The sequence below is a fragment of the Ferrithrix thermotolerans DSM 19514 genome (genome assembly GCF_900128965.1).
Lineage (GTDB): Bacteria > Actinomycetota > Acidimicrobiia > Acidimicrobiales > Acidimicrobiaceae > Ferrithrix > Ferrithrix thermotolerans.
In genome coordinates, this window is the sequence record NZ_FQUL01000015.1 from 1 (window position 1) to 23,514 (window position 23,514).

Annotated in this window: 23 protein-coding genes; all 23 read right to left on the reverse strand. The window is 51.2% G+C overall.

The genetic code is table 11. The features are described 5' to 3' along the window. Positions 1 to 213 precede the first annotated feature (213 nt). The 23 genes from BUA24_RS06155 to argS all read right to left on the reverse strand — a co-directional run bounded on the left by BUA24_RS06155 (position 214) and on the right by argS (position 23,141). Positions 214 to 1,023, reverse strand: coding sequence for a 2'-5' RNA ligase family protein (locus BUA24_RS06155; RefSeq protein ID WP_245790326.1), 810 nt, complete (start codon positions 1,021 to 1,023; stop codon positions 214 to 216). A gap of 55 nt (positions 1,024 to 1,078) precedes the next feature. Further along, positions 1,079 to 1,477: an ATP synthase F1 subunit epsilon gene (gene atpC, locus BUA24_RS06160; protein WP_072790045.1), complete on the reverse strand. Its 399-nt coding sequence runs from the start codon at positions 1,475 to 1,477 to the stop codon at positions 1,079 to 1,081. Further along, positions 1,477 to 2,937: a F0F1 ATP synthase subunit beta gene (gene atpD / locus BUA24_RS06165; RefSeq protein ID WP_272867290.1), complete on the reverse strand. Its 1,461-nt coding sequence runs from the start codon at positions 2,935 to 2,937 to the stop codon at positions 1,477 to 1,479. The genes atpC and atpD overlap by 1 nt, the downstream gene beginning before the upstream one ends. Before the next feature lie 32 nt (positions 2,938 to 2,969). Next, entirely contained in the window at positions 2,970 to 3,881 is a 912-nt protein-coding gene (gene atpG / locus BUA24_RS06170; protein ID WP_072790047.1) for an ATP synthase F1 subunit gamma, read from the reverse strand. An 11-nt stretch (positions 3,882 to 3,892) separates the two neighbouring features. Further along, positions 3,893 to 5,419, reverse strand: coding sequence for a F0F1 ATP synthase subunit alpha (gene atpA / locus BUA24_RS06175; RefSeq protein ID WP_072790050.1), 1,527 nt, complete (start codon positions 5,417 to 5,419; stop codon positions 3,893 to 3,895). 20 nt (positions 5,420 to 5,439) lie between these two features. Next, on the reverse strand, positions 5,440 to 6,318 hold the full coding sequence (gene atpH, locus BUA24_RS06180; protein ID WP_072790053.1) for an ATP synthase F1 subunit delta: 879 nt from the start codon (positions 6,316 to 6,318) through the stop codon (positions 5,440 to 5,442). Beyond that, positions 6,315 to 6,845, reverse strand: a complete 531-nt coding sequence (gene atpF, locus BUA24_RS06185) for a F0F1 ATP synthase subunit B (protein WP_072790056.1) — start codon at positions 6,843 to 6,845, stop codon at positions 6,315 to 6,317. The genes atpH and atpF overlap by 4 nt, the downstream gene beginning before the upstream one ends. Continuing rightward, positions 6,845 to 7,111: an ATP synthase F0 subunit C gene (gene atpE / locus BUA24_RS06190; RefSeq protein WP_084660251.1), complete on the reverse strand. Its 267-nt coding sequence runs from the start codon at positions 7,109 to 7,111 to the stop codon at positions 6,845 to 6,847. The genes atpF and atpE overlap by 1 nt, the downstream gene beginning before the upstream one ends. Positions 7,112 to 7,288: 177 nt before the next feature. Beyond that, positions 7,289 to 8,062 carry a F0F1 ATP synthase subunit A gene (atpB, locus tag BUA24_RS06195; protein ID WP_084660252.1) on the reverse strand — a complete coding sequence of 258 codons (774 nt, stop codon included), beginning with the start codon at positions 8,060 to 8,062 and terminating at the stop codon, positions 7,289 to 7,291. Positions 8,063 to 8,064: 2 nt separating this feature from the next. Next, entirely contained in the window at positions 8,065 to 8,502 is a 438-nt protein-coding gene (locus tag BUA24_RS06200) for a hypothetical protein (protein WP_072790059.1), read from the reverse strand. A gap of 106 nt (positions 8,503 to 8,608) precedes the next feature. Beyond that, a complete protein-coding gene (locus tag BUA24_RS06205) occupies positions 8,609 to 8,986 on the reverse strand; it encodes a hypothetical protein (RefSeq protein WP_072790062.1) in 378 nt (125 codons plus the stop codon). Positions 8,987 to 9,118: 132 nt separating this feature from the next. Then, positions 9,119 to 10,345, reverse strand: a complete 1,227-nt coding sequence (locus tag BUA24_RS06210) for an MraY family glycosyltransferase (protein WP_245790330.1) — start codon at positions 10,343 to 10,345, stop codon at positions 9,119 to 9,121. A 24-nt stretch (positions 10,346 to 10,369) separates the two neighbouring features. After that, positions 10,370 to 11,668: a serine hydroxymethyltransferase gene (locus tag BUA24_RS06215; RefSeq protein ID WP_072790068.1), complete on the reverse strand. Its 1,299-nt coding sequence runs from the start codon at positions 11,666 to 11,668 to the stop codon at positions 10,370 to 10,372. A 141-nt stretch (positions 11,669 to 11,809) separates the two neighbouring features. After that, complete coding sequence (locus BUA24_RS06220; RefSeq protein WP_072790071.1) at positions 11,810 to 12,502, reverse strand: L-threonylcarbamoyladenylate synthase; 693 nt, start codon at positions 12,500 to 12,502, stop codon at positions 11,810 to 11,812. A gap of 4 nt (positions 12,503 to 12,506) precedes the next feature. Next, positions 12,507 to 13,361: a peptide chain release factor N(5)-glutamine methyltransferase gene (gene prmC / locus BUA24_RS06225; RefSeq protein WP_072790077.1), complete on the reverse strand. Its 855-nt coding sequence runs from the start codon at positions 13,359 to 13,361 to the stop codon at positions 12,507 to 12,509. A 1-nt stretch (position 13,362) separates the two neighbouring features. Then, positions 13,363 to 14,439 (reverse strand): peptide chain release factor 1, encoded by a 1,077-nt coding sequence (prfA, locus tag BUA24_RS06230; protein WP_143146424.1) that lies wholly within the window; start codon positions 14,437 to 14,439, stop codon positions 13,363 to 13,365. Positions 14,440 to 14,453: 14 nt separating this feature from the next. Next, a complete protein-coding gene (locus BUA24_RS06235) occupies positions 14,454 to 15,473 on the reverse strand; it encodes a hypothetical protein (protein WP_072790079.1) in 1,020 nt (339 codons plus the stop codon). Between the two features lie 42 nt (positions 15,474 to 15,515). Further along, positions 15,516 to 15,734: a 50S ribosomal protein L31 gene (gene rpmE / locus BUA24_RS06240; protein WP_072790082.1), complete on the reverse strand. Its 219-nt coding sequence runs from the start codon at positions 15,732 to 15,734 to the stop codon at positions 15,516 to 15,518. A gap of 35 nt (positions 15,735 to 15,769) precedes the next feature. Next, positions 15,770 to 17,578, reverse strand: coding sequence for a transcription termination factor Rho (rho, locus tag BUA24_RS06245; protein ID WP_072790085.1), 1,809 nt, complete (start codon positions 17,576 to 17,578; stop codon positions 15,770 to 15,772). A 245-nt stretch (positions 17,579 to 17,823) separates the two neighbouring features. After that, the gene (thrC, locus tag BUA24_RS06250; protein ID WP_072790159.1) at positions 17,824 to 18,894 is read right to left on the reverse strand and encodes a threonine synthase; all 1,071 of its coding nucleotides are present in this window, start codon (positions 18,892 to 18,894) and stop codon (positions 17,824 to 17,826) included. Between the two features lie 28 nt (positions 18,895 to 18,922). Then, a complete protein-coding gene (locus tag BUA24_RS06255; RefSeq protein ID WP_218587422.1) occupies positions 18,923 to 20,203 on the reverse strand; it encodes a homoserine dehydrogenase in 1,281 nt (426 codons plus the stop codon). Between the two features lie 25 nt (positions 20,204 to 20,228). Then, complete coding sequence (lysA, locus tag BUA24_RS06260) at positions 20,229 to 21,515, reverse strand: diaminopimelate decarboxylase (RefSeq protein WP_084660256.1); 1,287 nt, start codon at positions 21,513 to 21,515, stop codon at positions 20,229 to 20,231. Beyond that, the gene (gene argS, locus BUA24_RS06265) at positions 21,516 to 23,141 is read right to left on the reverse strand and encodes an arginine--tRNA ligase (protein ID WP_072790090.1); all 1,626 of its coding nucleotides are present in this window, start codon (positions 23,139 to 23,141) and stop codon (positions 21,516 to 21,518) included. Between the last annotated feature and the right edge of the window lie 373 nt (positions 23,142 to 23,514).

The following is a 23,514-nucleotide window of genomic DNA, read 5'->3' on the forward strand; positions in this document are numbered from 1 at the left end:
ATGCGCAGCCCATCTGTTCATCTCCGTCCTTGCCTATCATCTGCTTTCAGCCATTGAGCTGACGTTACGCACCCAAGGTGACAAACGAAGCTGGCAAACCATCAAGGAACAGGTCGCTTCTCACGTGAGGAGCACCCTCATGCTCACCAACGACCAAGGGGTGGTGACCCACCTTCGCGTCTCCTCCGTCCCAGAGCCAACACATCGTGAGATCTACGCCCTCTTGGGTGTCAGAGATCCCTTAAAGAGAATCAAGACCACTGCGGCCCATTTGTAGTGTCCAAGCCAACCCCTACTAGCCCATCTACCTGGATAGATGTGGGGTTGTTGCGAAAGTTGGGTTAGGAGTCGAACCACTAAAGAACCAACTACAACGTCGCCGGCTACGCAGATTGTTGTAAGTAGGTTCTCAACCCCATAGTCGGCAACCATTGACATACCCTTATCCTCTGTAGCGGCCAGGAAATCCGAAGCGAGCATCCTTTGCTCGAAGGTGCGCAACGGCACTCCCTTTTGCAGATAAACACTTAGTCTGACGTTTGAGATAACTCTTTTGAAACCCACGCCTAAAACAAATCGTTCAGCGGTAGTCCAAGATGACCTAGGGGGTCTCTCAAGTAGATCGATAGTGTCCGAAAAGAACCTAAGAGGCGTTGGATCAAAAAGAGAGATAGCGCTAGCTACTTTGCTAGCCTCCATATCAACTGCGACAGTTACGTGTGGGACGAAAGGACGTTCTGGCGCCTTGAAAAGTCCCGTATCCATTAGAGTCCCAAAGAGATGCTTGAGCCTGTCATCACCAATAGTCACCTTGTAAAACAAAACATCTCCACGACCTGTAAAGGTTGAGATCTCACCCAACTCAACCTCAAAGGGTTCAGTCTCTATTGCAATCTCACCTATCGCCACCGAGATATGCTCACTCATCTCAAATGTGGAGTTAAAGGGGGGGATGAGTGTGATGTGAGGCTGGATATGTTTAACCCCACGCAGGCCAATGGCGCTTTGCAACCCCCTTACCATCTGCACAGTTGAGATGGGTGGTGTTATCACCACCCCAAGCCTACGTCGCACCGGCTTAGTCCGAGATCTCCGCCAACTCCATCCGTACCTTAGCTGACCTCATCAGGCGGTTTCCAAGCTCTTCGTCTCCCTCACTTAGTGCTCGCTCAGCCTCACTTCTCATGTGTAATACCGTCTCGGCCTCTATCTCTGTTGCCAGCTCGGCTGAGGAGGTGACGACACTAACCTTATTCATAGCCGCTCTAACGAACCCTCCATCAACCGCCGCCATGGACACCGAGCCGTCCTCCAACTCGATACGCATCGCGCAGGTCTCCACCAAGCCGATAAAGGGTGCATGACCAGCCATGAAAGTGATATCACCCCCACCACTTCTAAGAGTCACCGCCCTCACATCTCCTTCGAATACGACTCTCTCTGGAGAGACAAGAGCAAATGGGAAACTACTTGCCACTACGCACCCTCTTGAAGAGCTTTAGCCTTAGCCAATACACCCTCGACACCGCCGACGTTCATAAAAGCCTGTTCTGGAACGTGATCAAGCTCGCCGTTGACCAAAGCTTCAAACGATTCGATCGTCTCCGATATAGGAACGTAGATTCCCTTTAGCCCAGTAAACACCTCACCGACAAAGAATGGCTGAGATAAGAAGCGTTGTATCTTTCGAGCTCGCGCAACAATTACTCGATCTTCCTCAGAAAGCTCATCGATCCCCAAGATGGCAATGATGTCTTGGAGCTCTTTGTTTCTCTGCAGGATCCTCTGTACCCTACGAGCCACCTCGTAGTGCCGTTCACCGACGATATGGGGAGCCAATATGTTCGAGCTCGAAGCCAAGGGGTCAACAGCTGGATAAATTCCCAAAGAAGCGATCTGTCTTGAGAGTTCAGTCGTCGCATCAAGGTGTGTAAAGGTGGTAAAAGGAGCAGGATCGGTATAGTCGTCAGCCGGCACGTAAACAGCTTGCAGAGATGTAATCGAGCGACCCTTTGTGGAGGTAATACGCTCCTGCAACTCTCCCATCTCGTCTGCAAGTGTGGGCTGATAGCCTACTGCCGATGGTAGACGTCCGAGCAGAGCAGATACTTCGGATCCCGCCTGCACAAATCTGAAAATGTTGTCGATGAAGAGCAGGACATCTTGATTTTTCACATCCCTAAAGTACTCCGCCATTGTCAGGGCAGACAAGGCAACTCGCAAACGAACACCAGGTGGTTCGTCCATCTGGCCATATACCAACGCAGCTTTGTTGATAACCCCAGACTCTTGCATCTCGATCCAGAGATCCGTACCCTCACGAGTCCTCTCCCCAACTCCAGCAAAGACCGACACTCCTCCGTGTTGCTGGGCGACCCTGTTAATCATCTCCATAATCAACACCGTTTTGCCCACTCCGGCACCCCCAAAGAGACCGACCTTTCCACCCTCAACGTAGGGCTCAAGAAGATCGATTACCTTGATGCCAGTCTCGAACATCTTGGCTCTGGGCTCAAGAGCTGCAAAGCTAGGAGCAGGTCTGTGAATCTCCCAATGATCCTCTACGTTTTCGAGGGGATTACGATCTAGCACGTTACCAACCACATTAAACACGTGGCCAAGAACGCCGTCCCCCACCGGAACCTTGATACCAGCGCCAGTCCTCTTCACTACCGTCCCGCGCCGCAAGCCGTCGGTCGGCTTTAGTGCGATACAACGCACCCTGCCTTCCCCGATCTGTCGTGCCACCTCGAGCATAATTACGACGTTCTTCCCATCGACCTCTACGTCCATCCTCAACGCTTCAAAAATGTCGGGTATAGACGCTGGCGGAAACTCCACGTCCACAACGGGTCCCGTTACCGCAACGACCCGTCCGTCTTCCATAACTCGTTGCGTCATCTCTTCTACAGTCGCACTCATCTCAACCTCTTCCAAAACCTACAGAAACTAACAAAACCATCTTGAGCTCAGTCTCTATCATCAAGACCCTCTCCGCCCTTTAGAGCCTCTGCACCGCCGACGATCTCCATTATCTCAGTGGTGATGGAGTCTTGTCGCGCCCTGTTCAAAAGTCTCCGATAGCGGCGTGAAAGCTCTTCTGCATTTTCACTCGCAGACTTCATAGCTCTTTGGCGGTATGCGTACTCCGCAGCTGAAGCCTCCAGCAACAACGCAAAAAGACGTGCAAGAGTAAACTGACGGAAAAGTGGCACAACGATCGCTTCCCTCGAAGGTTCGAACTCAAAGTCAAAACTGCCTGAAGACTTAGATGCATCAGCCTCAAGCTGTTCTTTGGAGATAGGAAGAAGCTGAGTAGTCTCCAAGTTCTGGACCCCTATTGAGACAAATCGATGGGAGATGATGTAGACCTCTGACACCTCACCACGCTCATAACGATCAAGAACCGACCCTAATATGTACATAGCCTGAACATAAGTAGGCGTCTCAGTAACCCCATTTACCTGCGTGGCAACTTTGATCTCTTGAAATTTGAAGAAATTTTGAGCCTTTTTCCCTACTCCGACGATCTCAACCTTCGAACCCTTTGCAGACAAAGACTCCGAGAGACGTTCTGTTGCTCTTAGAACCGAAGAGTTGTAGATCCCACAAAGACCGCGATCCGAGGTCACCGAGATCACCACCGAGACGCCAAGGCTACCTGATGGTTCGGTGTAAGGATTCTTCGGCAGAGACGCAGCTCTTACTAGATCTCTTACGATCTCGGAGATCTCCCTATAATATGGCCTCGCATTCGCCATCCTTGAAATGGCTTTCTGGATCCTCGAAGCAGCAATAAGCTCCATCGCCTTTGTGATCTTCTTCGTTGACTGGACGCTTTTGATCTTGCGACGAAGCGTACGTTCCTGTCCGCCGGCCAACTCTTCTTCCCCTAGCCCTTACCCGCTGACGGCTGAAACTGGGCCTTGAACTCTTCCACAGCCTTAGATAGATCGTCCCTGTCTGGGAGCTTCCCCGACTCTCTAATCGACTCGAGTAACGAACCGTGTCTGACGCGCATAAAGTCGAGAGCATCATCTACGAACCTTCGGACGTCTTCTACCGCAATATCGTCGAGTAGACCAGAAGTTCCCATGAAAATTGTAACAACCTGCTCTTCAACTGGAACGGGCGAGTTTTGAGTCTGCTTTAGCAGTTCAGTTAGTCGATATCCCCTATCGAGCTGAGCTTGCGAGATCTTATCGAGCTCGGAGCCAAACGCGGCAAACGCCTCTAGCTCCCTAAACTGTGCCAGATCGATCCTAAGGTTTCCGGCCACCTCTTTCATGGCCTTAATCTGGGCAGCACCTCCGACTCGCGAAACTGAAGTTCCCACGTTGATAGCAGGCAATACACCAGAGTAGAAAAGATCGGTATCTAAGAACACCTGACCGTCCGTGATCGAGATCACGTTAGTTGGGATATACGCTGAAATGTCCCCTTCTTTAGTCTCGATGATTGGAAGGGCAGTGAGAGATCCTCCACCTTTTTCATCAGAGAGCTTTGCAGCCCTCTCTAAGAGTCGGGAGTGAAGGTAGAACACATCGCCAGGGTAAGCCTCTCGTCCTGGTGGTCGCCGAAGCAACAACGCTAGTTGACGGTAAGCCTCAGCCTGCTTTGACAGGTCATCGTAGACAATTAGAGCATGTTCGCCGTTCTCCATCCAGTGTTGTCCCATTGCGCAACCCGCGTAAGGAGCTAAATACTTGAAGGGAGCTGGTTCGTCGGCTGTAGCAACCACTACGACCGTATGCTCTAACGCCCCGTGTTCTTCCAGAGTTGCAACGGCTGACGCAACCGTGGAACCTTTTTGACCGATCGCCACGTAGATACACTTGACTCCATTGCCTTTTTGATTGATGATAGTGTCAAGAGCCACCGATGTCTTTCCAGTCTTTCGGTCTCCGATTATCAACTCTCGTTGGCCCCTGCCTATAGGACACATCGTATCAATGGCCTTTATGCCCGTCTGCATCGGTTCGCTCACTGGCTGCCGGTCAACGATACCTGGGGCTTGGACCTCTAGCCTACGGGTCAACTCGTAGTCAATCGGACCCTTATCGTCGATGGGTTCTCCAAGTGCGTTAACAACGCGTCCCAATAGTCCATTACCGACCGGTACAGAAAGGATTGACCCCGACGATCTTACAAACTCACCCTCTTCAACCGAGTTAGCTGAGCCGAGTAGAACCGCCCCGATAGTATCTTCATCCAAATTGAGAGCTAGCCCAACAGCTCCACGCTCAAAGTTGAGCAACTCATTCACGGCCACTGAGGGTAGTCCTGACACTCGCGCAATTCCATCTCCGAGTTCGAGAACTCGTCCAACCTCCTCGCCAGCGAGTGAAGGCTTGTAGTCCGACAGTCGCCGCTTTATAGCTTCAGAGATCTCTTCTGAGTCGATAGTAAAATCAGCCAATTACGTCTCCCAACAAATAACTAGTGGACAGCATCCGCCACCAGCGAACGAACTTCTTCTAGTCTTCTACGTGCACTAACATCGAACAAAGTATCTCCAACGAGAGCCACCACACCAGCGACCAGATCTGGCTGAACTCTGTCCCGAAGCTCTAAGTTTCTCGCTGTGATACCCTGCAGGACGTCTAAAAGTGAACTCTTGGCGGACTCTGACAACTCTCTCGCAGATCTCACGTCCGCAATCGTCTTACCCCGTTCCGCAGATAAAAGCGCTACTAGATCGTCCAAAAGCTCAACTATGTCTCGTACTCGAGAGGTCTGAACTGCAAAGTTCAGCAGCTCTAGTGCTACTTGACACACGCGTCGTTCAAAGAGATCAGTTACAAGCTGGGATCGCAACAGCGCATTAGATCCCACACCCGAAAGAATTCGCCTCAATGATCCAATTTTTTCAATCGTGCGTGCCACAGCAAAGATATCATTCTCACAGCGCTCTAAATCCACAGCGTCCCCGCCCAGGCGAACACGGGCCAAGGCATAACCTTCCACCCTCTTGCGGGTAGAGGAGAAGCCAATCTTGTCCGGCTGGAACTCGGAAGAGAATATAGGGGGAAGATCCCTAAGGGTGTGTTTTAGGTCCCCTGGAACCTCTTCTCTAACTGCCTCAGCAAGCAGCTCAACCGCTAGAGCTGAGCGCACCCTCCCTGCGAAGATATCGCGCACCAACGAAGCACGGTCCGCAGGCTGATAGCTTGCGTCGCTTAGCACAGAGAGTAGCTCGTCTGAACTTTCTATTACGCTGACCGCAGAGTCAACGTCTCCTCTTACTGTGCCGAGAACTTCTGTTGACTGCGCAATGGCTCTTACCCCAAGGGCATAGCCGAGGATCCACTCTCTCACTTCGAGCCCACACCTGACTCAGCCAGGAACTGCTCAACCAATGGATCAACACTTCGACGATCCACCTCGTAAGCGATGATCCTTGAAGCCAACTCCACAGCTAGATCTCCAACAGAAGCTCTAAGCTCGCTCATCGCACGCTCTTTCTCAATCTGAAGTGACTCTTCGGCGCGCCTTTTGATCTCTGCCGCCTCTTCGTGGGCTTTGGCCAATAGTTCCTCACGCACAAGACCAGCGGTCTTTCGCGCCTCCTCGACGAGACGATTCGCCTCCTTGCGAGCCTCCTCGAGCTGCGTTCTGTACTCCGCCAAAACCCTCTCGGCCTCCAGACGCGCCTTTTCGGCTCCCTCAATATCATTGCGGATTTTCGCTGTTCTCTCCGCCATAATCTTCTTCACCGGCGGAAAAGCAAACTTCCCTAGGAGAAAGAGGAGTAAAGCAAAAGATACAACCGACCAGATTATCTCGCCAGTCGCTGGCAAAATGGGGTTGAACGCCTGATTAGCTCCGAATATAAAGTTATCCATCAGCCGGTGTACTTCAGAAGAATAAATACCACGAAACCAATAAGAGCTAACGCCTCGGCCAAAGCAAAGCCGACAAACGCAAGACCACGAACCGGCCCTGTCATCTCAGGCTGCCGAGCTATAGCCGAGACCGCCTGACCAAAGATAATACCGATACCTATGCCAGGTCCTAATGCAGCCAAGCCATACGCAAGACCTGAACCAAGCTCCGCTAAACCCTTTCTTAGGTTCACGTTCGAAACAGCTGCGACTGTAACCGCAAGCATTGAATGAAACACCCAGTTTCCTCCTGCTGGTTGCTAAAGGAGACCGACCTGATCTCCCGACTTACACTCCCTAATAGCCAACTAGAAACGCTAGGGCTATCGAGAAACTTTTGACTCAACAGTTTTATCTACAGACATGTAGTCTGCGGCATAACCATCAGACCGCACGTCGCACTATCAATGATCGCCCGCCATCGCCTCCCCTATGTAGACCGCCGTGAGAGTTGTGAAGATAAATGCTTGAAGCGCACTTACAAATATCTCGTATCCAGTCACCACTACAAGCATTGCAAAGGGAAGAGGAAGAGCGATCAGAAGCAGACTTTTTACAAACAGAGCCTCTGAAAGTATCGCAAAGGTAACAAGCAAGAGGTGTCCCGCCAGCATGTTACCGCAGAGACGGATTGCGAGAGCAAAGGGCCTCACAATAAACGTAGAGAGGAACTCCAGAGGTATGAGCAGCGGAAGGAGGGCGACGGGTACTCCCTTAGGTACAAGTGAGGACTTGAAGTATCGACCTAAGCCCTGCTTCTTGATACCGACCGCTACAAAGGTAATATACGAGATAAGAGCCAAAGGTATGGTCACCGATGTTCTCGCAGTAGCTGGCATCTGGATGAAAGGTATCACCTCGAAGAGATTGCTAAAAAGTATGAAGAAGAACATACCTACAAGCCACGGTACCCAAACGATACCTTCGGGACCCATCGCGTCAAGTACGATCAGGTTAGTGACGAAGTCTACTGCGTACTCGACAACATTTTGAAGACCGGTAGGTACGAGCTTCGCCTTTCGACCAGCGAGTCCAAACATCGCAAAGGTTATAAGGGCCGCCGCCAGGGTTATCAAGCCGATTTTGTTCAAAGAAAAGGCGGAACCACTAAATAAAATAGCCTTCCAGTTCAGCAACTCCCCAATTGGAGGGAAGTTTATGCTCCCTAGCAGGTGCATGTCTACGCTCTCCTCTTCGAAGGTTTCAAACCAGAGTAAGCAAGTTTCCCGGTAACTTTCCTAGCCATTAGACCAACGGCTACAAGGTGAGTAATAATCAGTGCTCCTCCGTAAACCTCTATGTTCATCCAGTCAGCCTTTACAACCGGCAACGTTCCCACCGTTAACAGAGCCAAGTCAACAAACAGAGCTCCAACGGCAGATGCCATCAAAGCAACCGGAGAAATCCTAGCGCCTGTCATGAGCAGTCTTGTAGCGATTAGGAAATTAATTACCACCAAAGTTGCACCGTAAGCGGCAGAGTATAAGCCGTGTTGACCGTATATAACATATGCAATACCAACGACAGCTACACCGGTTATGAGTGAGTAGAAGATGAGCTGCTTTCCAAGGACCAGCTCTACATCACTTCCGCTTTCAGCACTTAGATTACCGGGCACTCATACATCCTTCTAAGCAAATCCGCCGCAACTGCCGACCGGACTCAAACCAGCTTTCAAACTATCACTAAACTTATAGGTAGCGCAAGTTATAGCCAACTTATTCTCACTGCTCCTCGCTATCTAAGAGACCGTGACCTTCGATGCCTTCAAGTAGACCACTAAAGCCGCTGTCAACTACAGTGGAGGACCTTCTCGAGGTGCTTGCTTTGAAGGTATTCACAGCCTCGTCCATCTCTAGCTTGGTCCGATAATAGGCACGGAGCACGGATCCAACAGCACCAAAGATCACCGCACCTACAAAGTACCATATGCTTCCCAAGACCGAAGCCAGCCACCACCCTATAAGTGCCGTGACTACCACTACGCCAACCTGTTCAACCAAGACAGATACTGCGTCTGTGATAGGAGCGTTAGAGCCTCCCTCTGGGACCTGCAACGGATTTTTTAGCTGTCGCATCAGAGCAACGATAAGTCTCGACATCCACACACCACCTAACGACCGTCTTTGATACAATACATGAAGACAGTCCCTTTCTTGTAAGTTCCCTTCTTACCCGCTGGCTCATAGCGACAAATTCCTGAAACGATCGATCTCTAAGACAGCATCGCCTCTTTAGGTATCTAATCGTCTAGCTTCCCCTGAAACTGATGCGGCGCTCTCGCTGTCACCCGCTGAAAGGTCCGGAAAATAATTCCCGTGGCCAGCTTTCTTTTGACTGTTACGCTGGAGCGATCTCTTTTGAAGCCAAGACGCTTTTGCATGTAAAGCTCCCGTAGAGGAGCTTGGGTGCAACATGATCCAAAGTATGACGGCTATCAGCACAATGACCGCAGGAACTATCGCTTTGGTCTCACTCACAAAGGTGGGAACTAAAGCCACAAGAGCCAACACAGAGGTCCAGCCCCAAAGAATTATTACAGAGCGACTGTGTCCATGACCCATCTGCATAAGGCGATGATGCAGATGCTCCTTGTCCGGTGAGGAGACCTTGGTTCTTCTAGCGGTCCGCCTGATAACAGCAAAGACCATGTCCAACATCGGCACACCAAGAATCACAAAGGGAATGACCAAGGGAGCAAAGAAAAAGAAGGTCTGATCTGCTACGTTTGACGTTCGACCCCCCACTACAGAGGTTGATGCCGCCATTAGAAGACCCAAGAACATCGCTCCTGTGTCGCCCATAAAGATCTTGGCTCTATGCATGTTGTGGGGCAAAAAGCCGACGCAGATTCCAAAGGCCAAGAACGCAACCAATGGACCTAACGAGGTGGGAGGAAGCTGTCCTGAGGATTGAAGCTTCAACGAGTAGACCCCAAAGGCCAAGGATGCTATCGCTACTATTCCTGCGGCCAAACCGTCCAAACCGTCTATCAAGTTAACTGCGTTTTCCATCGCCACAACCCAGAAGGCTGTCAACAGCGGCGTGAGGGATGCAGAAAGCACCACTATCCCAGCAAAAGGCAGCTTGAACCAAAACATTGTGACGCCAAAGACCCAAAGAACCGAAGATGAGAGTATCTGACCCGCAAGTTTCGCTGGAGCAGATACGTCGAAAATATCGTCCAAGGCACCAACCACCACGATGACCAGACCCGCCAATGCCACTCCAAGTGGCTCGGAGGAACCGGTAAATACACCTCCCAACCCAGGAAGAAGTCGGGCCACTGCCATAGCGACGATGAAACCCACAAACATAGCCACACCGCCAAGGGTTGGGGTTGGCTGAGTGTGGATCATTCTTCCGCCCGGTTTCACAACAAATCCGAGTCTTTGAGACCCTTTGCGTACAATAAATGTAGATGAATATGTAACCAGGGCGGCGACGACCGCTACGGACACATAGTCCAAGAAAAGGCCTCCTACCTACTTCTTCAGGAAAGGAGGGGGGAACTTCAAACAGAGAGCCTCAACCTCAGCTCTTACCCGGGTGACCTCAGATTCGTCCTCTCTTTTGCGCAGAGCGGTCGCTATAAACTCCGCCACCTGTCTCATCTGCTCCTCCTCCATACCAGTCGTCGTCATGGCCGCAGTTCCAAATCGCAGACCAGATGTTACAAATGGAGATCTAGGATCGCCTGGAATTTGATTGCGATTGCAGGTGATCCCAGCCCGATCGAGTGCCTCCTGCGCAACCTTTCCCGAGAGTTCGGGGTCAAAACTCTGAAGATCAACGAGTAAAAGATGAGTATCCGTTCCGCCCGAAACAAGCCGAAAGCCCTGTCTCTCAAGCGCATCTGCAAAGGCCCGTGCGTTCCTCACTACCTGCTCTTGGTAGAGGCGAAACTCAGGTTGTAGAGCCTCAAGAAAGGCTACCGCTTTTGCAGCTATCGTATTTTCTAGCGGACCACCCTGGAAGCCGGGGAACAGCGCCCTATCAATCACTGAACCATGCTCCTCGTGACCAACTATAGCTCCACCTCTTGGACCTCTTAGTGTCTTATGAGTGGTGAAAGTTACTACATCTGCGCCCTTTCCCCCACTAGAGGTATACAGCGGATTAGGATAGACACCGGCGGCGATTAGCCCTGCCACGTGAGCGGCGTCGAACATCACCATCGCTCCGACCTCATCCGCGATCTCCCTAACGCGATCCACAGTGATCACCCTAGGATAGGCTGTAGCTCCAGCAACGATCAGCTTGGGCCTGTGCTTGAGGGCAAGTTCATACATGTTGTCAAAGTTGATAGTCTCTCCGCCGTCTCCTTTATCTGTAACCCCGTAACCTACAAAGTTGTAGAGCTGACCGGAGAAGTTCACCGGTGAGCCGTGGGTAAGATGGCCCCCCTGATCAAGACGCATAGCCAATACAGTATCTTGAGGTTTGAGTAGTGCAAAGTAGACCGCTGCATTTGCGTTTGCGCCGCTGTGTGGCTGCACATTTGCCCAAGGAGCATTAAACAAGCGCTTGAGGCGCTCTATCGCTAGCGTCTCCACCTTGTCTATGATCTGATTACCGCCGTAGTAGCGCTTACCCGGATAGCCTTCTGAGTACTTGTTGGTAAGCACAGAGGCTGTCGCCTCCATCACCGCTAGGGAGGTAAAGTTCTCCGACGCTATCAGTTGAAGCGTTGTACTCTGCCTCTTTGTCTCTTCATCTATGAGGCTTGCCAACTCCGGGTCATCACTGCGAAGATGACCTCCCACTAAAGTACTGTCCGACATCTAAACCTCCTCGACGCTAGCTAACAATCCTAGCCAACCAAGACAAACGCCTGTATCTTCGAGAGGCTGAAATTCTGTCGTGCAAGCGCTTTCATCTAAGCTAACCGTCGATCAAACCTGAAGTTGCTAGGTTTGAGAGGATTATGAGCTGATGACTCTTTGAATCTCCATGAGGCTAATGGGACCATCTCTTAGGACTTTGACCTCATCTGATCGAATATCGACCAAGGTGGATGGCATCTCCATCATCGAAGTAGAGTCACCCACGACCAAAAGATCTCGATTTCGGTGGTACCCTACCGACGCAAAGCCAATAGCTAGAGCCTTTGCATCGTCGAAGGTCACGGCGGGATCTCTCCCGCTCACATTCGCTGAAGTGCAGGCGATAGGAACCTCGGCTGCTATTAGAGCGGCAAAGCTTTTCCCCGGAGATCTCACAGCGATCGATCCATCGTCTTTTTGCACGCCTCTTGAAAGTCGAGACTCTGAGGTCACCACGCACGTAAGTGCTCCTGGCCACAGCTCAGACGCTAACCGTTCAAGTCGGCTGACCTGGGCTTTATCCCTAAGTCCGAGAACGTTAACCACGTCTTGAACCCCTGACACCAAGATAGGCAATGCTTTATCGATTGGTCTTTGTTTCAGCTCAAAGATCGCCATCACCGACTCGTCCAAAGAGGCCAGAGACGCTACTCCATAGACCGTGTCGGTAGGCAGAACAACCACAGCGCCATCTCTCAGCTTATCTACTATCGTTTGGACAGCGTCTACTTGAGACTGAAACACCTCTTCAGAGTCAGACCTAACGTTGCAGATCGTGACTTTTTCTACCAAGATCTCACCCCTTCAAAGCTCCAACGACAAATCTTGCCCTGTTTGTAAGGTCCTCCACAACGTGCACCGATCCAAATTCGTTGTCACGAAAAATTTCTTGGACGCAGCTGCTCTGCTCAGGTGAGATCTCCGTCACCAATACCCCGTTGACTCTAAGCCACCTCGGAGCCTCTGTTGCTATCGCCTCGATTGCCTCAAGGCCGGTTGGACCTGGAGTTAGAGCGATACTGGGCTCATACTCCCTCACCGATCTAGAAGCGCTGAGGTACAGCTCCTCTGAAAGATAAGGTGGGTTGGTCACGATAACGTGCACTTTACCTCGTAGCTCCTCGCTGACTGGATCGAAGAATGACCCAAGATGAAACGACACTGTAGATTCTCTCTCAAAAAGAATCGTTTTGTGGAGAGATCGCAGGTTACTTTGTGCCACCTCAAGCGCCTCGGCGGAGATCTCGGTACCAATAACATCTACTCCATCAAACTCCTTTGCGATCGACAAAGACACCGCTCCGCTTCCTACGCCCACCTCTATGACCCTCAGATCTTCCCCTGGTTGGTGTGTACGAAACTTTGAAAGTTGTTCTAGCGCAATATCTACGATGAGCTCAGTCTCAGGTCTTGGAATGAGAACTCTAGAGTCAACTTCCAGGGTGATCTGCCTGAAGTCCCAGTTACCCAAGACATACTGCAACGGCTCTCCTGCTAAGAGGCGACTTTTCACCTGATCCAACCAGTTGCCCGAGTCCCGTTCTTGCAGCACATGAGCCCGAATGCGTCGCTCTAACTCTAATTTGATCCATCGGTGCTGGGTAGCAGTTAGACCTAGTTCTCCAAGGAGTTCAACGCTCCTATCATGCATTCTATCCCTGTGAACGTGCTTCATCTAGTTCTCGGGTTCTCTCATCAAGAAGGAGAGCGTCCACAATCTCATCGAGTTCGCCAAGAAGGACCTGATCCAACTTGTAAAGAGTCAACTTAATACGGTGATCGGTCACCCGATTCTCTTTGAAGTTGTAAGTTCGAATCTTCTCAGACCGACCTCCTCCACCGATCTGAGACTTTCGAGCCTGAGACGCCTCTTCACTGATTCGGTCTTGCTCCATCTTCAAAAGCCTTGCTCGCAGGACCTGCATCGCCTTTGCCCGGTTTTGAATCTGGCTCTTTTCATCCTGCATCGCTACGACTAAACCCGTCGGAATATGGGTAATCCTCACTGCTGAATCGGTGGTATTCACCGACTGTCCCCCAGGACCAGTGGAACGATAGACGTCTATACGCAGATCATTCGGATCGATATCAACTTCAACCTCATCTGCCTCTGGCAACACCGATACGGTAGCGGAGGAGGTGTGTACCCTGCCTTGTGACTCGGTAACCGGAACCCTCTGCACCCTGTGAGGTCCGCCTTCATGTTTGAGACGCCTCCAAGCATCTTCCCCTTTTATCAAGAGAGTCACTGAGTTGTATCCTCCCATATCAGATGGGTCCTCAGAGAGCATCTCGACCTTCCAGCCGCGCTTGTCAGCGTACCTGAGATACATGTCAGCCAGATCTTTCGCAAAAAGGTTAGCTTCCTCGCCTCCTTCTGCACCGCGTATCTCAACGATCACGTTGCGACCGTCGTTTGGGTCTTTCGGAAGCAACAATAGCTCAAGACTCTCCTCAGCCCGCCGACACTTCGCTTCGAGTTCGTCTATCTCCTCACGCAGAAACTCTCTATCTGCACCAGATGAGTCTAGGTACATAGCCTTTGCCGCCTGGAGATCCTCGGTGTATGACTTTAAGACTCGAAACGCTTCCACTATCGCCTCCAACTCTTTGTGTCGGCGAGAAAGCTCTCGGGCCTTCTTCTGGTCCGAAAACACCTTAGGGTCGGAAAGGTCCTCGACTACTCTTTGATACTCCTCTTCGAACTCCTCCATCTTGTCGGCTAGCACTTCTTCCTCATCTCCTAAATATCAAACCATCGTTCAGAGGTCTCCACAACCTCAAAGGGCTCACGAGATCGTGAAACGATCGATTCGAAGGCCTTTGTAACATCTCGTCTTTGAAAAACGAATACCACGTTGTCCACCGACGGCGTGGTGACGAAGCTACGTTTCAGATACGCCAGCACAACCTGCGCCTCCAAGGGTGCGACCACATCTGGCCCTTTTGTAAAACACAACAAAGAGCGGTTGCCGTTGCGGTAAGTCGCGTAAGCATAACACCTCGGGGAGACGTCATCTATAGAGCCAAGTTCGAAAGGATTCACCTCTTGCGCATCTACAAGTTCTGGAGTTTTCACTACCAGTGACCTCAACCATCGATCTCGGGCCGCAGTCGCCAGTGGATGAAAACTCGTAGATCTTCTAACCTCTTTGATGAAGCAGAGCGCTCGGTCGAGCTCTTCCACCACGTCGTAGCCATCGACGAACATAAGCTCCCGTGCCTGTCTGTCCCGCTCAGAGCTTCCAACCATGATAGAGTCAGAACCGTTCATCTGACGTGCCACCTCTAATCCGAGATAATGCGCGCTAACTCCATCGTTGTATCGAGACAACTCCAAGTCGAACTCGACAGCCAGTTCTCGAAGCGTTCCATAGCGACTCTCACCTGACCATGGATCAGACTTCTGTCGTGGGACGCTCTTAGGAGCGAATTCTTCCCCCTTTAAATACATGTCGAACTTTGACAGCGCAACCTTTAGGTCCACAAACGATGCACTAATCGCAACGGTGCTTTGTGGATAGTCCTCTAGCTCAAAACTGCCGGGCAACCTGCAAAGTGTTGCTGTATGCACAAGGTGCGTGCTAGCCAGGACTCGCGACAACGTCGTAAGGAGATCTTCAAACCTTACATATGCAACGTAGGCCTCAGAGTCGTAGATCTCTACGTACCGCCCTAAGGATCCTTGCGATAGCTTGACCTTCTCTGGGGGTACCCTACTCCTGATCACCCAAGAGACTGGGTCGCTTGGCGCATTCTCCATATAGATAGTACTATCGCTCTACGAGCACTATGACGAGCGGACTTACTTCGACGCTCTTTTAGACCTGTCACCGTATCTGCGCTGGAATCTCTCCACTCGCCCACCGGTGTCAACGAGCTTCTGCTTCCCCGTGTAGTAAGGATGGCACTCGTTACAAAGTTCAACGTGCAGTTCTGGTTTGGTCGAACGGGTAACAAACACATTTCCACATGAGCAGGTAACTGTACAGGTTACATAGTTTGGGTGAATATCAGCTTTCATCTCTCTGTTCCTCCTAGATCAACAAACAATAGTCCCTATCCGACGGGACTCTTTTGAATCTCCGCCAAAAACTCTGCATTAGATCGAGTCGACTTTATCTTGTCGATCAAAAGTTCGAGCGCTGGGGCCGAAGATCCCTCTGCCGCTAAAGCGTTCATTACTCTTCGCAGCTTCCACACAAGATTTAGCTCTTCTCGCGTAAACAAGAGCTCTTCGTGTCGGGTCGAGGACGCATTTACATCTATCGCTGGATAAAGTCGACGTTCGGCCAATCGACGATCGAGTTTTAGTTCCATATTTCCCGTTCCCTTGAACTCTTCGAAGATTACTTCATCCATCTTCGAACCGGTCTCGACAAGAGCCGTGGCCAAAATGGTGAGGGAACCGCCTTCTTCGACGTTTCGGGCCGCTCCAAAGAACTTCTTAGGTGGATAGAGGGCTCCGGAGTCGACTCCACCTGACATAATCCGCCCAGTCGCTGGCTGCGCAAGGTTGTAGGCTCTTGCGAGACGAGTGATTCCGTCTAACATGATCACTACGTCTCTTCCTTTTTCAACCATCCTCTTCGCCCGCTCGATCGCCAACTCTGCAACCACAGTGTGTTCCTCAGCGGGCCTGTCAAAAGTGGATGCAACTACTTCGCCCTGCACCGACCGGCGGATATCGGTAACCTCTTCCGGCCTTTCGTCAACCAAGAGAAACATAAGATGCACCTCTGGATTGTTCGTCTCAATGGCGTGCGCAAGCTGCTTCATAATGGTCGTCTTCCCTGCTTTGGGAGGCGACACGATGAGACCTCTTTGACCTTTGCCTATCGGAGAGATAAGGTCGATGATTCTCGCAGTCAAGTTGCCAGCAAAGTCTTTGGACACTTCGCCTGGTTTACTCTCGAGCCTTAGGTTCTCGTCTGGGAACAGAGGTGTCAGGTCTTCAAACCTTGGCCGCGACTTTGACTCCTCCGGATCCGTTCCTGAGACCTGATCCACTCTCACAATCGCCGAATACTTTTCGTTAGCGTTCGCGGGCCGGGCACCTCCAACCAGATAGTCACCCTTTCTCAAGCCGTATCGACGGACTATCGCCGCAGAGACATAGATATCTTTTGGTGAAGGCAGGTAGCCGTTTGCTCGGATGAAGCCAAACCCCTCATCTCTAAGGTCAAGCACTCCAGCTACGTCCGTCAGTTCAACCGGGATCGCTTGCTCCGCCTGAGTTGTCTCGCCCCGGTCCTGTCCTCTGCTACCGTCTCTACCCCTCCGTCTCCTCGACCTTCTAGACCCACCGTCTCCTTCTGGTCTTGAGACTGCTTCACCTGGACTTGGACTTTGTGAGTTATCCTTTGACGTCGTCTCTTGAGAAGCTGTTTGCACCTCTGTGGGAGAAGGTGGAAGGGAGTCAACCGACTCCATCTTGGGCTCCACCTCCACGGCGGGTTTCTCCGTCACCTTGCTCTTTGTCTTGGGAACTACCGTTATCGGAGGAAACAGCGGCAACGATCCTGCCGAGGACCCCGATTGACTCTCAGCGGCCCTCGCAGAAGATGGAGCAATGGGCATAGCTCCCTGTTCCAATTCCATCTGCTCGCTCTTACCGTTCGTAGAAGATCGACGAGATCTCTTAGAGGGTCCATCGGACCCGTTTTCTCCCCCACCTAAAGCCTCTCGGCTGGAGTCTCCGTCTGTCTTAGACTGTGGGCCAAGAGCCGCTGACATGATCATGTCAATAATGTCAGCCTTTTTATTCCTTGTACTCACCTTTAGCTGAAGCTCTTTACCTATGGCAAGGAGACGGTCTTTTTCCATTTTTTCTAGATCAGAACGATCCACCTGAGCAACAGTGCTCATCCACACCTCACATCATCATTGGGTAACCCTTTGGAAGCCAGTGCGCACTATCAAACCATACAGCTTGGAATGCCTTGCGCCGAGGGGTCTTGTTGTGGCAACTTTACAAAAGGCCTTTATCCTCTTCGTGTATAGCCAACCGAAGGACACTTATAATTTACACGGCTCGATAAAACTTCCGTCTTATTAATTGATTCACATTAAAGTTGCCCTCTAAGTCTCGTACGCACGCTACCAATATCGGTCTAGATTCCCGCCTCCGTCAATATCGCATCCAGGGTCGCCTCCACAGCCTCAGGAACCTCTATCTGAGTGATCGCAGTGTCTGGATCCTTTAGTCCATTACCTGTAAGAACGCACACCACAGTCGATCCCTTTGGAAGATCAGTCTTGAGCAGACCCGCTACCGATGCAGCCGAGGCGGGCTCACAAAATATCGACTCCTCCCTAGCTAGGTAGGTATAAGCCGCAAGAATCTCTTTGTCCGAGACTGAGTCGATAGATCCTCCAGACTCCGACGCAGCAGCTATAGCTCCGTTCCAAGAGGCCGGATTTCCTATGCGTATTGCAGTCGCCACAGTGTCAGGGTTGGGAACCACTTCGCCTTTTACTATTGGAGCAGCACCTTCGGCTTGAAAACCCATCATCTTTGGCAAAGATGAAGACCTGCCGCAACTTTTGTACTCACCGTACCCCTTCCAGTAGGCGGTAATATTTCCAGCGTTACCAACAGGTATAAAGTGATGTGTCGGAGCAGCACCTAGTGCATCGACGATCTCAAAGGCTCCGGTCTTTTGTCCCTCTATACGTAAAGGATTAATGGAGTTAACCACCGTTACGACTCCGGTTTCACCGAGATCTCGCACTATCTCAAGAGCACGATCGAAGTTACCCTTGATCTGGACGACCTTTGCTCCGTATATGAGCGCTTGGGCAAGTTTTCCTAACGCTATGTAACCAGAGGGAATCAGAACTACGCTTTTAAGACCCGCCCTCGCTGCATAAGCTGCGGAGGCAGCAGAGGTATTGCCGGTGGAGGCACATACAACTGCTCTTGCACCGTTATACTTGGCCATAGTAATAGCGACGGTCATGCCTCGGTCTTTGAAAGATCCCGTTGGGTTGGCGCCTTCGAACTTCAGATATACATCAACACCTTTAAGGGAAGAGAGTCTCGGAGCAAAGCGAAGCGGGGTTCCACCTTCGCCAAGAGTAATCACCTCCGCATCTTTTGGAACCGGCATAAAACTACGATAAGCGTCGATCACCCCAGGCCACCCAAGGGCGGAACCCCGATCCCACTCTGCCTCCTTCACCAGGTAACCTCCGCTTTCTGAACCGTATCTAACCATCAATTACACGCAGATATCTATGGATCTTCCTGACCGAGTCGAGCTGCGCCAGAGCATCCAAAGTCAAAACCATCGATCTCTCTTTGGCACTGTGTGTGAGAAACACAAGTCTCGCCTCTTCTCCAAGACCGATCTGCTCCATCGAAGCGATCGAGACGCCGCATTCACCAAATACGGTAGCTACCTTGGCTAACACACCAGGTTTGTCTGCCACTTCGATTGCCACATAGAAGTTTGACTCTAAGGCATCAAGCGGTACTACCTTAACCTCTCTGCGTCGTAACCGTCTCTCCGTTGAACCGTAATGGAGATTTTGAGCAGCATCTATCACGTCCCCCATAACGGCTGACGCAGTGGGCAAACCACCAGCTCCTCGTCCGTAAAACATGAGCTCCCCAACGGCTTCTCCTTCAACGAAGATGGCGTTGAACGCGTCCCTGACAGAGCTAAGTGGGTGAGTAGCAGGAAGTAGCGCTGGGAACACCCGAACGGAAAGTCTTTGAGAGTTCTCGTACTGCACCCTTGCGCATTCTGCTATGAGCTTTATAACAAACCCGTGCCTTGAAGCAAACTCAACGTCTTTCGCCGTGAGGTTTGATATACCTTCACACAACACATCTTGAAATCTGACCTTCATACCAAAGGCTATCGACGAGAGGATAGCAGCCTTGGCTGCAGCGTCATAGCCCTCTAGATCGGCTCGGGGATCGGCTTCTGCGTAGCCGAGCCTTTGCGCCATTGCTAACGCCTCTTCAAAGGCCAAAGACTCCTCGTGCATCCTTGTAAGGATAAAGTTGGTAGTTCCATTTACTATCCCTGTTACCCTTGAGAGCCTCTCTCCAACCAAGGAGACCCTAAGGGAGCGAATAAGCGGTATACCTCCAGCAACCGCTGCTTCAAAGAACACGTCGCGTCCGACCTGTTCAGCCAGCTCTTCGATCTCGAAGTAGTGTTCTGCAAGAAGAGCCTTGTTAGCCGTTACCACCGACTTACCTCTGCGAAGAGATGCCTCTATGAGACTCTTGGAAGGGTTTAGATCGCCCATCACCTCTACAACTATGTCGATCTCTGGATCTCCGACGATACTCTCTGCCTCTGTGGTAAGCAGTTCCGTGTTTATCCACGGATCACGTTCTCTATTTAGATCACGAACTAAAATCTTGGAGATCTCTAGATTCTCTCCAATTCTCTCTTTTATCGAGTCGCCGTTATCGATAAGAATCTTGACAAACGCAGAGCCAACGTTGCCGCATCCAAGCAACCCAATCTTCAAGCAGACCTCCCAGGGTAAGTTTTCATTAGATATCGTTACGAACGAGGTCCTCTAGCGTCTCACGCCTTACGACGACGCGATATCCACTTTGATCAACAAATATAACAGCCGGGCGCGTAACCTTGTTGTAGTTTGAACTCATTGAGAACCCGTAAGCTCCGGTCACCGGAGTCACTATCAGCTCCCCCACCGAGATATCGGAGGGTAGCTTCGCGTCTCTTACAACCACATCGCCCGACTCGCAGTGCTTACCTGCAACCGAAAACCTTGTGTCGTGACTGTCGAACAGGCGTTTAGCTGCCAGCGCTTCATAGCCACTGCCGTATAGTACCGGCCTAGGGTTGTCACTCATACCACCATCTACGGAGATATAGTCTCTAACCCCGGGGATCCTCTTGATCGTACCTACCTCATAAAGTGTCAACCCGGCAGTCGCTACAATCGAACGGCCCGGTTCTATCACGAGAGATCTGCCCTTTGAAAGTCCGCTACGTCTTCCGGCATCGTCTATCACCTGCACCCACTCTTTGATCGAAGGTGCCCTCTCGTCTCTAAGATAGGCCACGCCAAGACCGCCTCCTAAGATAACATCCTCCACCTCGACGCCGGCAAGAAAGGTGCTTAAGACCTCGACCTCCTGTCGGAAGGAACTGAGCGAGAAGATCTGCGAACCGATGTGTGCGTGAACGGCTATCATGTCGAACTTTGGTGACCTCGACAACATCGATATCGCAGTCGCTGCGTCACCGTTTTGCACGTTGAACCCAAACTTCGAGTCGTCCTGACCGGTACGAATGAACTCATGGGTATGTGCCTCAATTCCAGGAGTAATGCGTACGCCCACACGGAGCGGAAAGGTAGCAAGTTTTTCTAATCTCTCGATCTCGTCGAATGAGTCGACAACGATGAGCCCCACCTTCTGTTCAACGGCAAACCTAAGTTCTGTGAGAGACTTGTTGTTTCCATGGAATACGATCTTTGATGGATCCACGCCGCCCGATAGGGCGACGTATATCTCACCCATTGAGGCTGCGTCTAGGTGTATCTCTTCATCTGCGACTATCTCTGCCATAGCTTTACAAAAAAAGGCCTTCGCAGCGTATGCTATCTTTCCCGAGAAGTTTTTCTTGGCCTCTTGAAACCTCGACCTTATTTGTTGCTCGTCGTAAACGAAAAGTGGGGTAGCCATCTCTTGCGCCAGTTCGGTAACCGATAAGCCATGAATTAGCAACTCCCCTCGACTATCCACCCCCGCTCCGTCAGGAAATAGGTGCCAAGGAACAGCCCTTGGACCATGACTCGAGCTATCCATCTACATCTCCTCCACGGCCTCGGCACCTACTAGGTCTAAGCCAACCCTCAGGGCAATCTGAGTTGCTCTGACAAGTGCCAGTCTCGAAGTGGCCAAAGTGAGGTCTACCCCCTCTGCTAATACAGGACAGTCGTGGTAAAAGCCATGGAAACTTGCGGCTAAGGCCTTTAGCCATGTCGCCACTTTGTGCGGAGCCCGCTCCCTAGCTGCCACCTCGACGACCTCCGGAAGCATGGTTATATCTTTCATGAGCCTTATCTCCCGAGGGTGTGACAGAGGTGAAAGGTTCACTTCTAATGACGCATCGAGCGTCAGACCTCGTTCAGACGCGTTTTTCAACAACGAGAAAATTCGGGCATGGGCGTACTGAACATAGAAAGCCGGATTTTCCATCGAGCGCTCAACTGCTTTATTCAAATCCAAAACCGTTGCTTTGTCTAAAGAAGAAGAAAGACAGAGAATTCTTGTAGCTGAGACTCCTATCTTTTCAACTACAAAAGATAGGGGGATCGACGTGCCTGCTCTTTTGGACATCTTGACCACTTCATTTGACTCCATCACCGAGACCATCTGACCAAGAAGTATCTCAAGCCGACTTGGATCGATCCCCAACGCTTTCATAGCCGCTTTTTGGGAGGCAACTTGACCATGATGGTCCGCTCCAAATATGTCTATCACCCGATCGAAGTGCCTCACTAGAAACTTGTTGCGATGATAGGCAATATCTCCGGCCAGATAAGTGAAGTCGCCGTTGGACTTTCTCAACACCCTGTCGCGTGCATCTCCAAGTTCAGTCGACTTCAACCACAGAGCTCCGTCGTTCTCGTAGACGTACCCCTTAGAATCAAGCTCAGCGATCGTCTCTTCCACTGCGCCGGACTCCTCGATCGAGGCTTGGGAGTACCATACGTCGAAGTGCACCCCAAAACTCTCCAAAGACTGCTTTATCTCACTTATAATCACAGAGGCCGCCCACCTGCCCGCAGCCTCATCTTCAAGTTCGCCTTCGTATCGATTAGCCAGGTCAACAACGTAGCGCCCTTGATAACCGTCTTCAGGTGGGCTGGTTCCCGCCTTACGCGACAGTATCGATCTCCCAAGACTACGTATCTGCCCACCGGTATCATTGACGTAGTACTCCTTTGAGACGTCGTAACCACAACGCTTAAGTACCCTCGAGAGTGCATCACCGTACGCCGCCCACCAGCCATTCCCGATATGCAAGGGGCCAGTAGGGTTTGCGGAGACGAACTCTACCTGTACCTTTTCATCTTTTCCGAGATCGCTCCTCGCAAAGTTCTCCTCCTTCTCTGCAAGCACCTCAACGATCTGGCTGTATAGATGCGACGGCTTCATATAAAAGTTGATAAATCCAGGACCTGCGATCTCGTAGGACTGTACGTGAGGAAACTCAGCGAACGCTTTGGTGCCGATTACCTGATTGGCAAGATCTCTTGGGCTTTTGCTCATTTTCTTGAAGGTTACTAAGGCTGCATTTGTAGAGAAGTCTCCAAAGGAGTCCACTTGGGGACGCTCAACTGCAAATTCAACGCCTTCGAGATCCACGCCAATCTCACTTAGAGCAGCCTCAACAAGAGCATGAAGCTGGAGCTCCCACCGTAACATCTCTCCTCCTTGCCAAAGCCTTTGGGTGCAACTTTTGCACATAGCCTAAAGCCCCGGGGTCGTGAATCTGACAAGAGGACCACTTAGCCTGAGCGATCCGTAACAAGCCGGCTTACAAATCCATGAATCTGTCGTTCTAAACTGGTGAGCTGGGGGAGCTCGTGTAGCTGAACGACACCGAGATCCACATCTACTCACCGACAAGCGGCGTATTCGATCTTTGAAGGAGACTCGCTCCTAGCTAAGTGCACGACGTAGACCGGAGACGCTATAGCCGAAGATCAGCTCCGCAAAACCGTCAACCTTCTTAGGAGGGACTCTTTGACGGACATCCACTGAGGGCGGACGGGACCACTAGATCTTTACAAGTAGA

What these genes read in the sequence shown, in the direction of transcription:
- BUA24_RS06155 (WP_245790326.1), bottom strand. Translation starts at nt 1,023, where the DNA reads ATGGTAAGGGGGTTGCAAAGCGCCATTGGCCTGCGTGGGGTTAAACAT.
- atpF (WP_072790056.1), bottom strand. Translation starts at nt 6,845, where the DNA reads ATGGATAACTTTATATTCGGAGCTAATCAGGCGTTCAACCCCATTTTG.
- atpE (WP_084660251.1), bottom strand. Translation starts at nt 7,111, where the DNA reads ATGCTTGCGGTTACAGTCGCAGCTGTTTCGAACGTGAACCTAAGAAAG.
- atpB (WP_084660252.1), bottom strand. Translation starts at nt 8,062, where the DNA reads ATGCACCTGCTAGGGAGCATAAACTTCCCTCCAATTGGGGAGTTGCTG.
- BUA24_RS06205 (WP_072790062.1), bottom strand. Translation starts at nt 8,986, where the DNA reads ATGTCGAGACTTATCGTTGCTCTGATGCGACAGCTAAAAAATCCGTTG.
- BUA24_RS06215 (WP_072790068.1), bottom strand. Translation starts at nt 11,668, where the DNA reads ATGTCGGACAGTACTTTAGTGGGAGGTCATCTTCGCAGTGATGACCCG.
- prmC (WP_072790077.1), bottom strand. Translation starts at nt 13,361, where the DNA reads ATGCATGATAGGAGCGTTGAACTCCTTGGAGAACTAGGTCTAACTGCT.
- BUA24_RS06235 (WP_072790079.1), bottom strand. Translation starts at nt 15,473, where the DNA reads ATGGAGAATGCGCCAAGCGACCCAGTCTCTTGGGTGATCAGGAGTAGG.
- rpmE (WP_072790082.1), bottom strand. Translation starts at nt 15,734, where the DNA reads ATGAAAGCTGATATTCACCCAAACTATGTAACCTGTACAGTTACCTGC.
- rho (WP_072790085.1), bottom strand. Translation starts at nt 17,578, where the DNA reads ATGAGCACTGTTGCTCAGGTGGATCGTTCTGATCTAGAAAAAATGGAA.
- lysA (WP_084660256.1), bottom strand. Translation starts at nt 21,515, where the DNA reads ATGGATAGCTCGAGTCATGGTCCAAGGGCTGTTCCTTGGCACCTATTT.
- argS (WP_072790090.1), bottom strand. Translation starts at nt 23,141, where the DNA reads ATGTTACGGTGGGAGCTCCAGCTTCATGCTCTTGTTGAGGCTGCTCTA.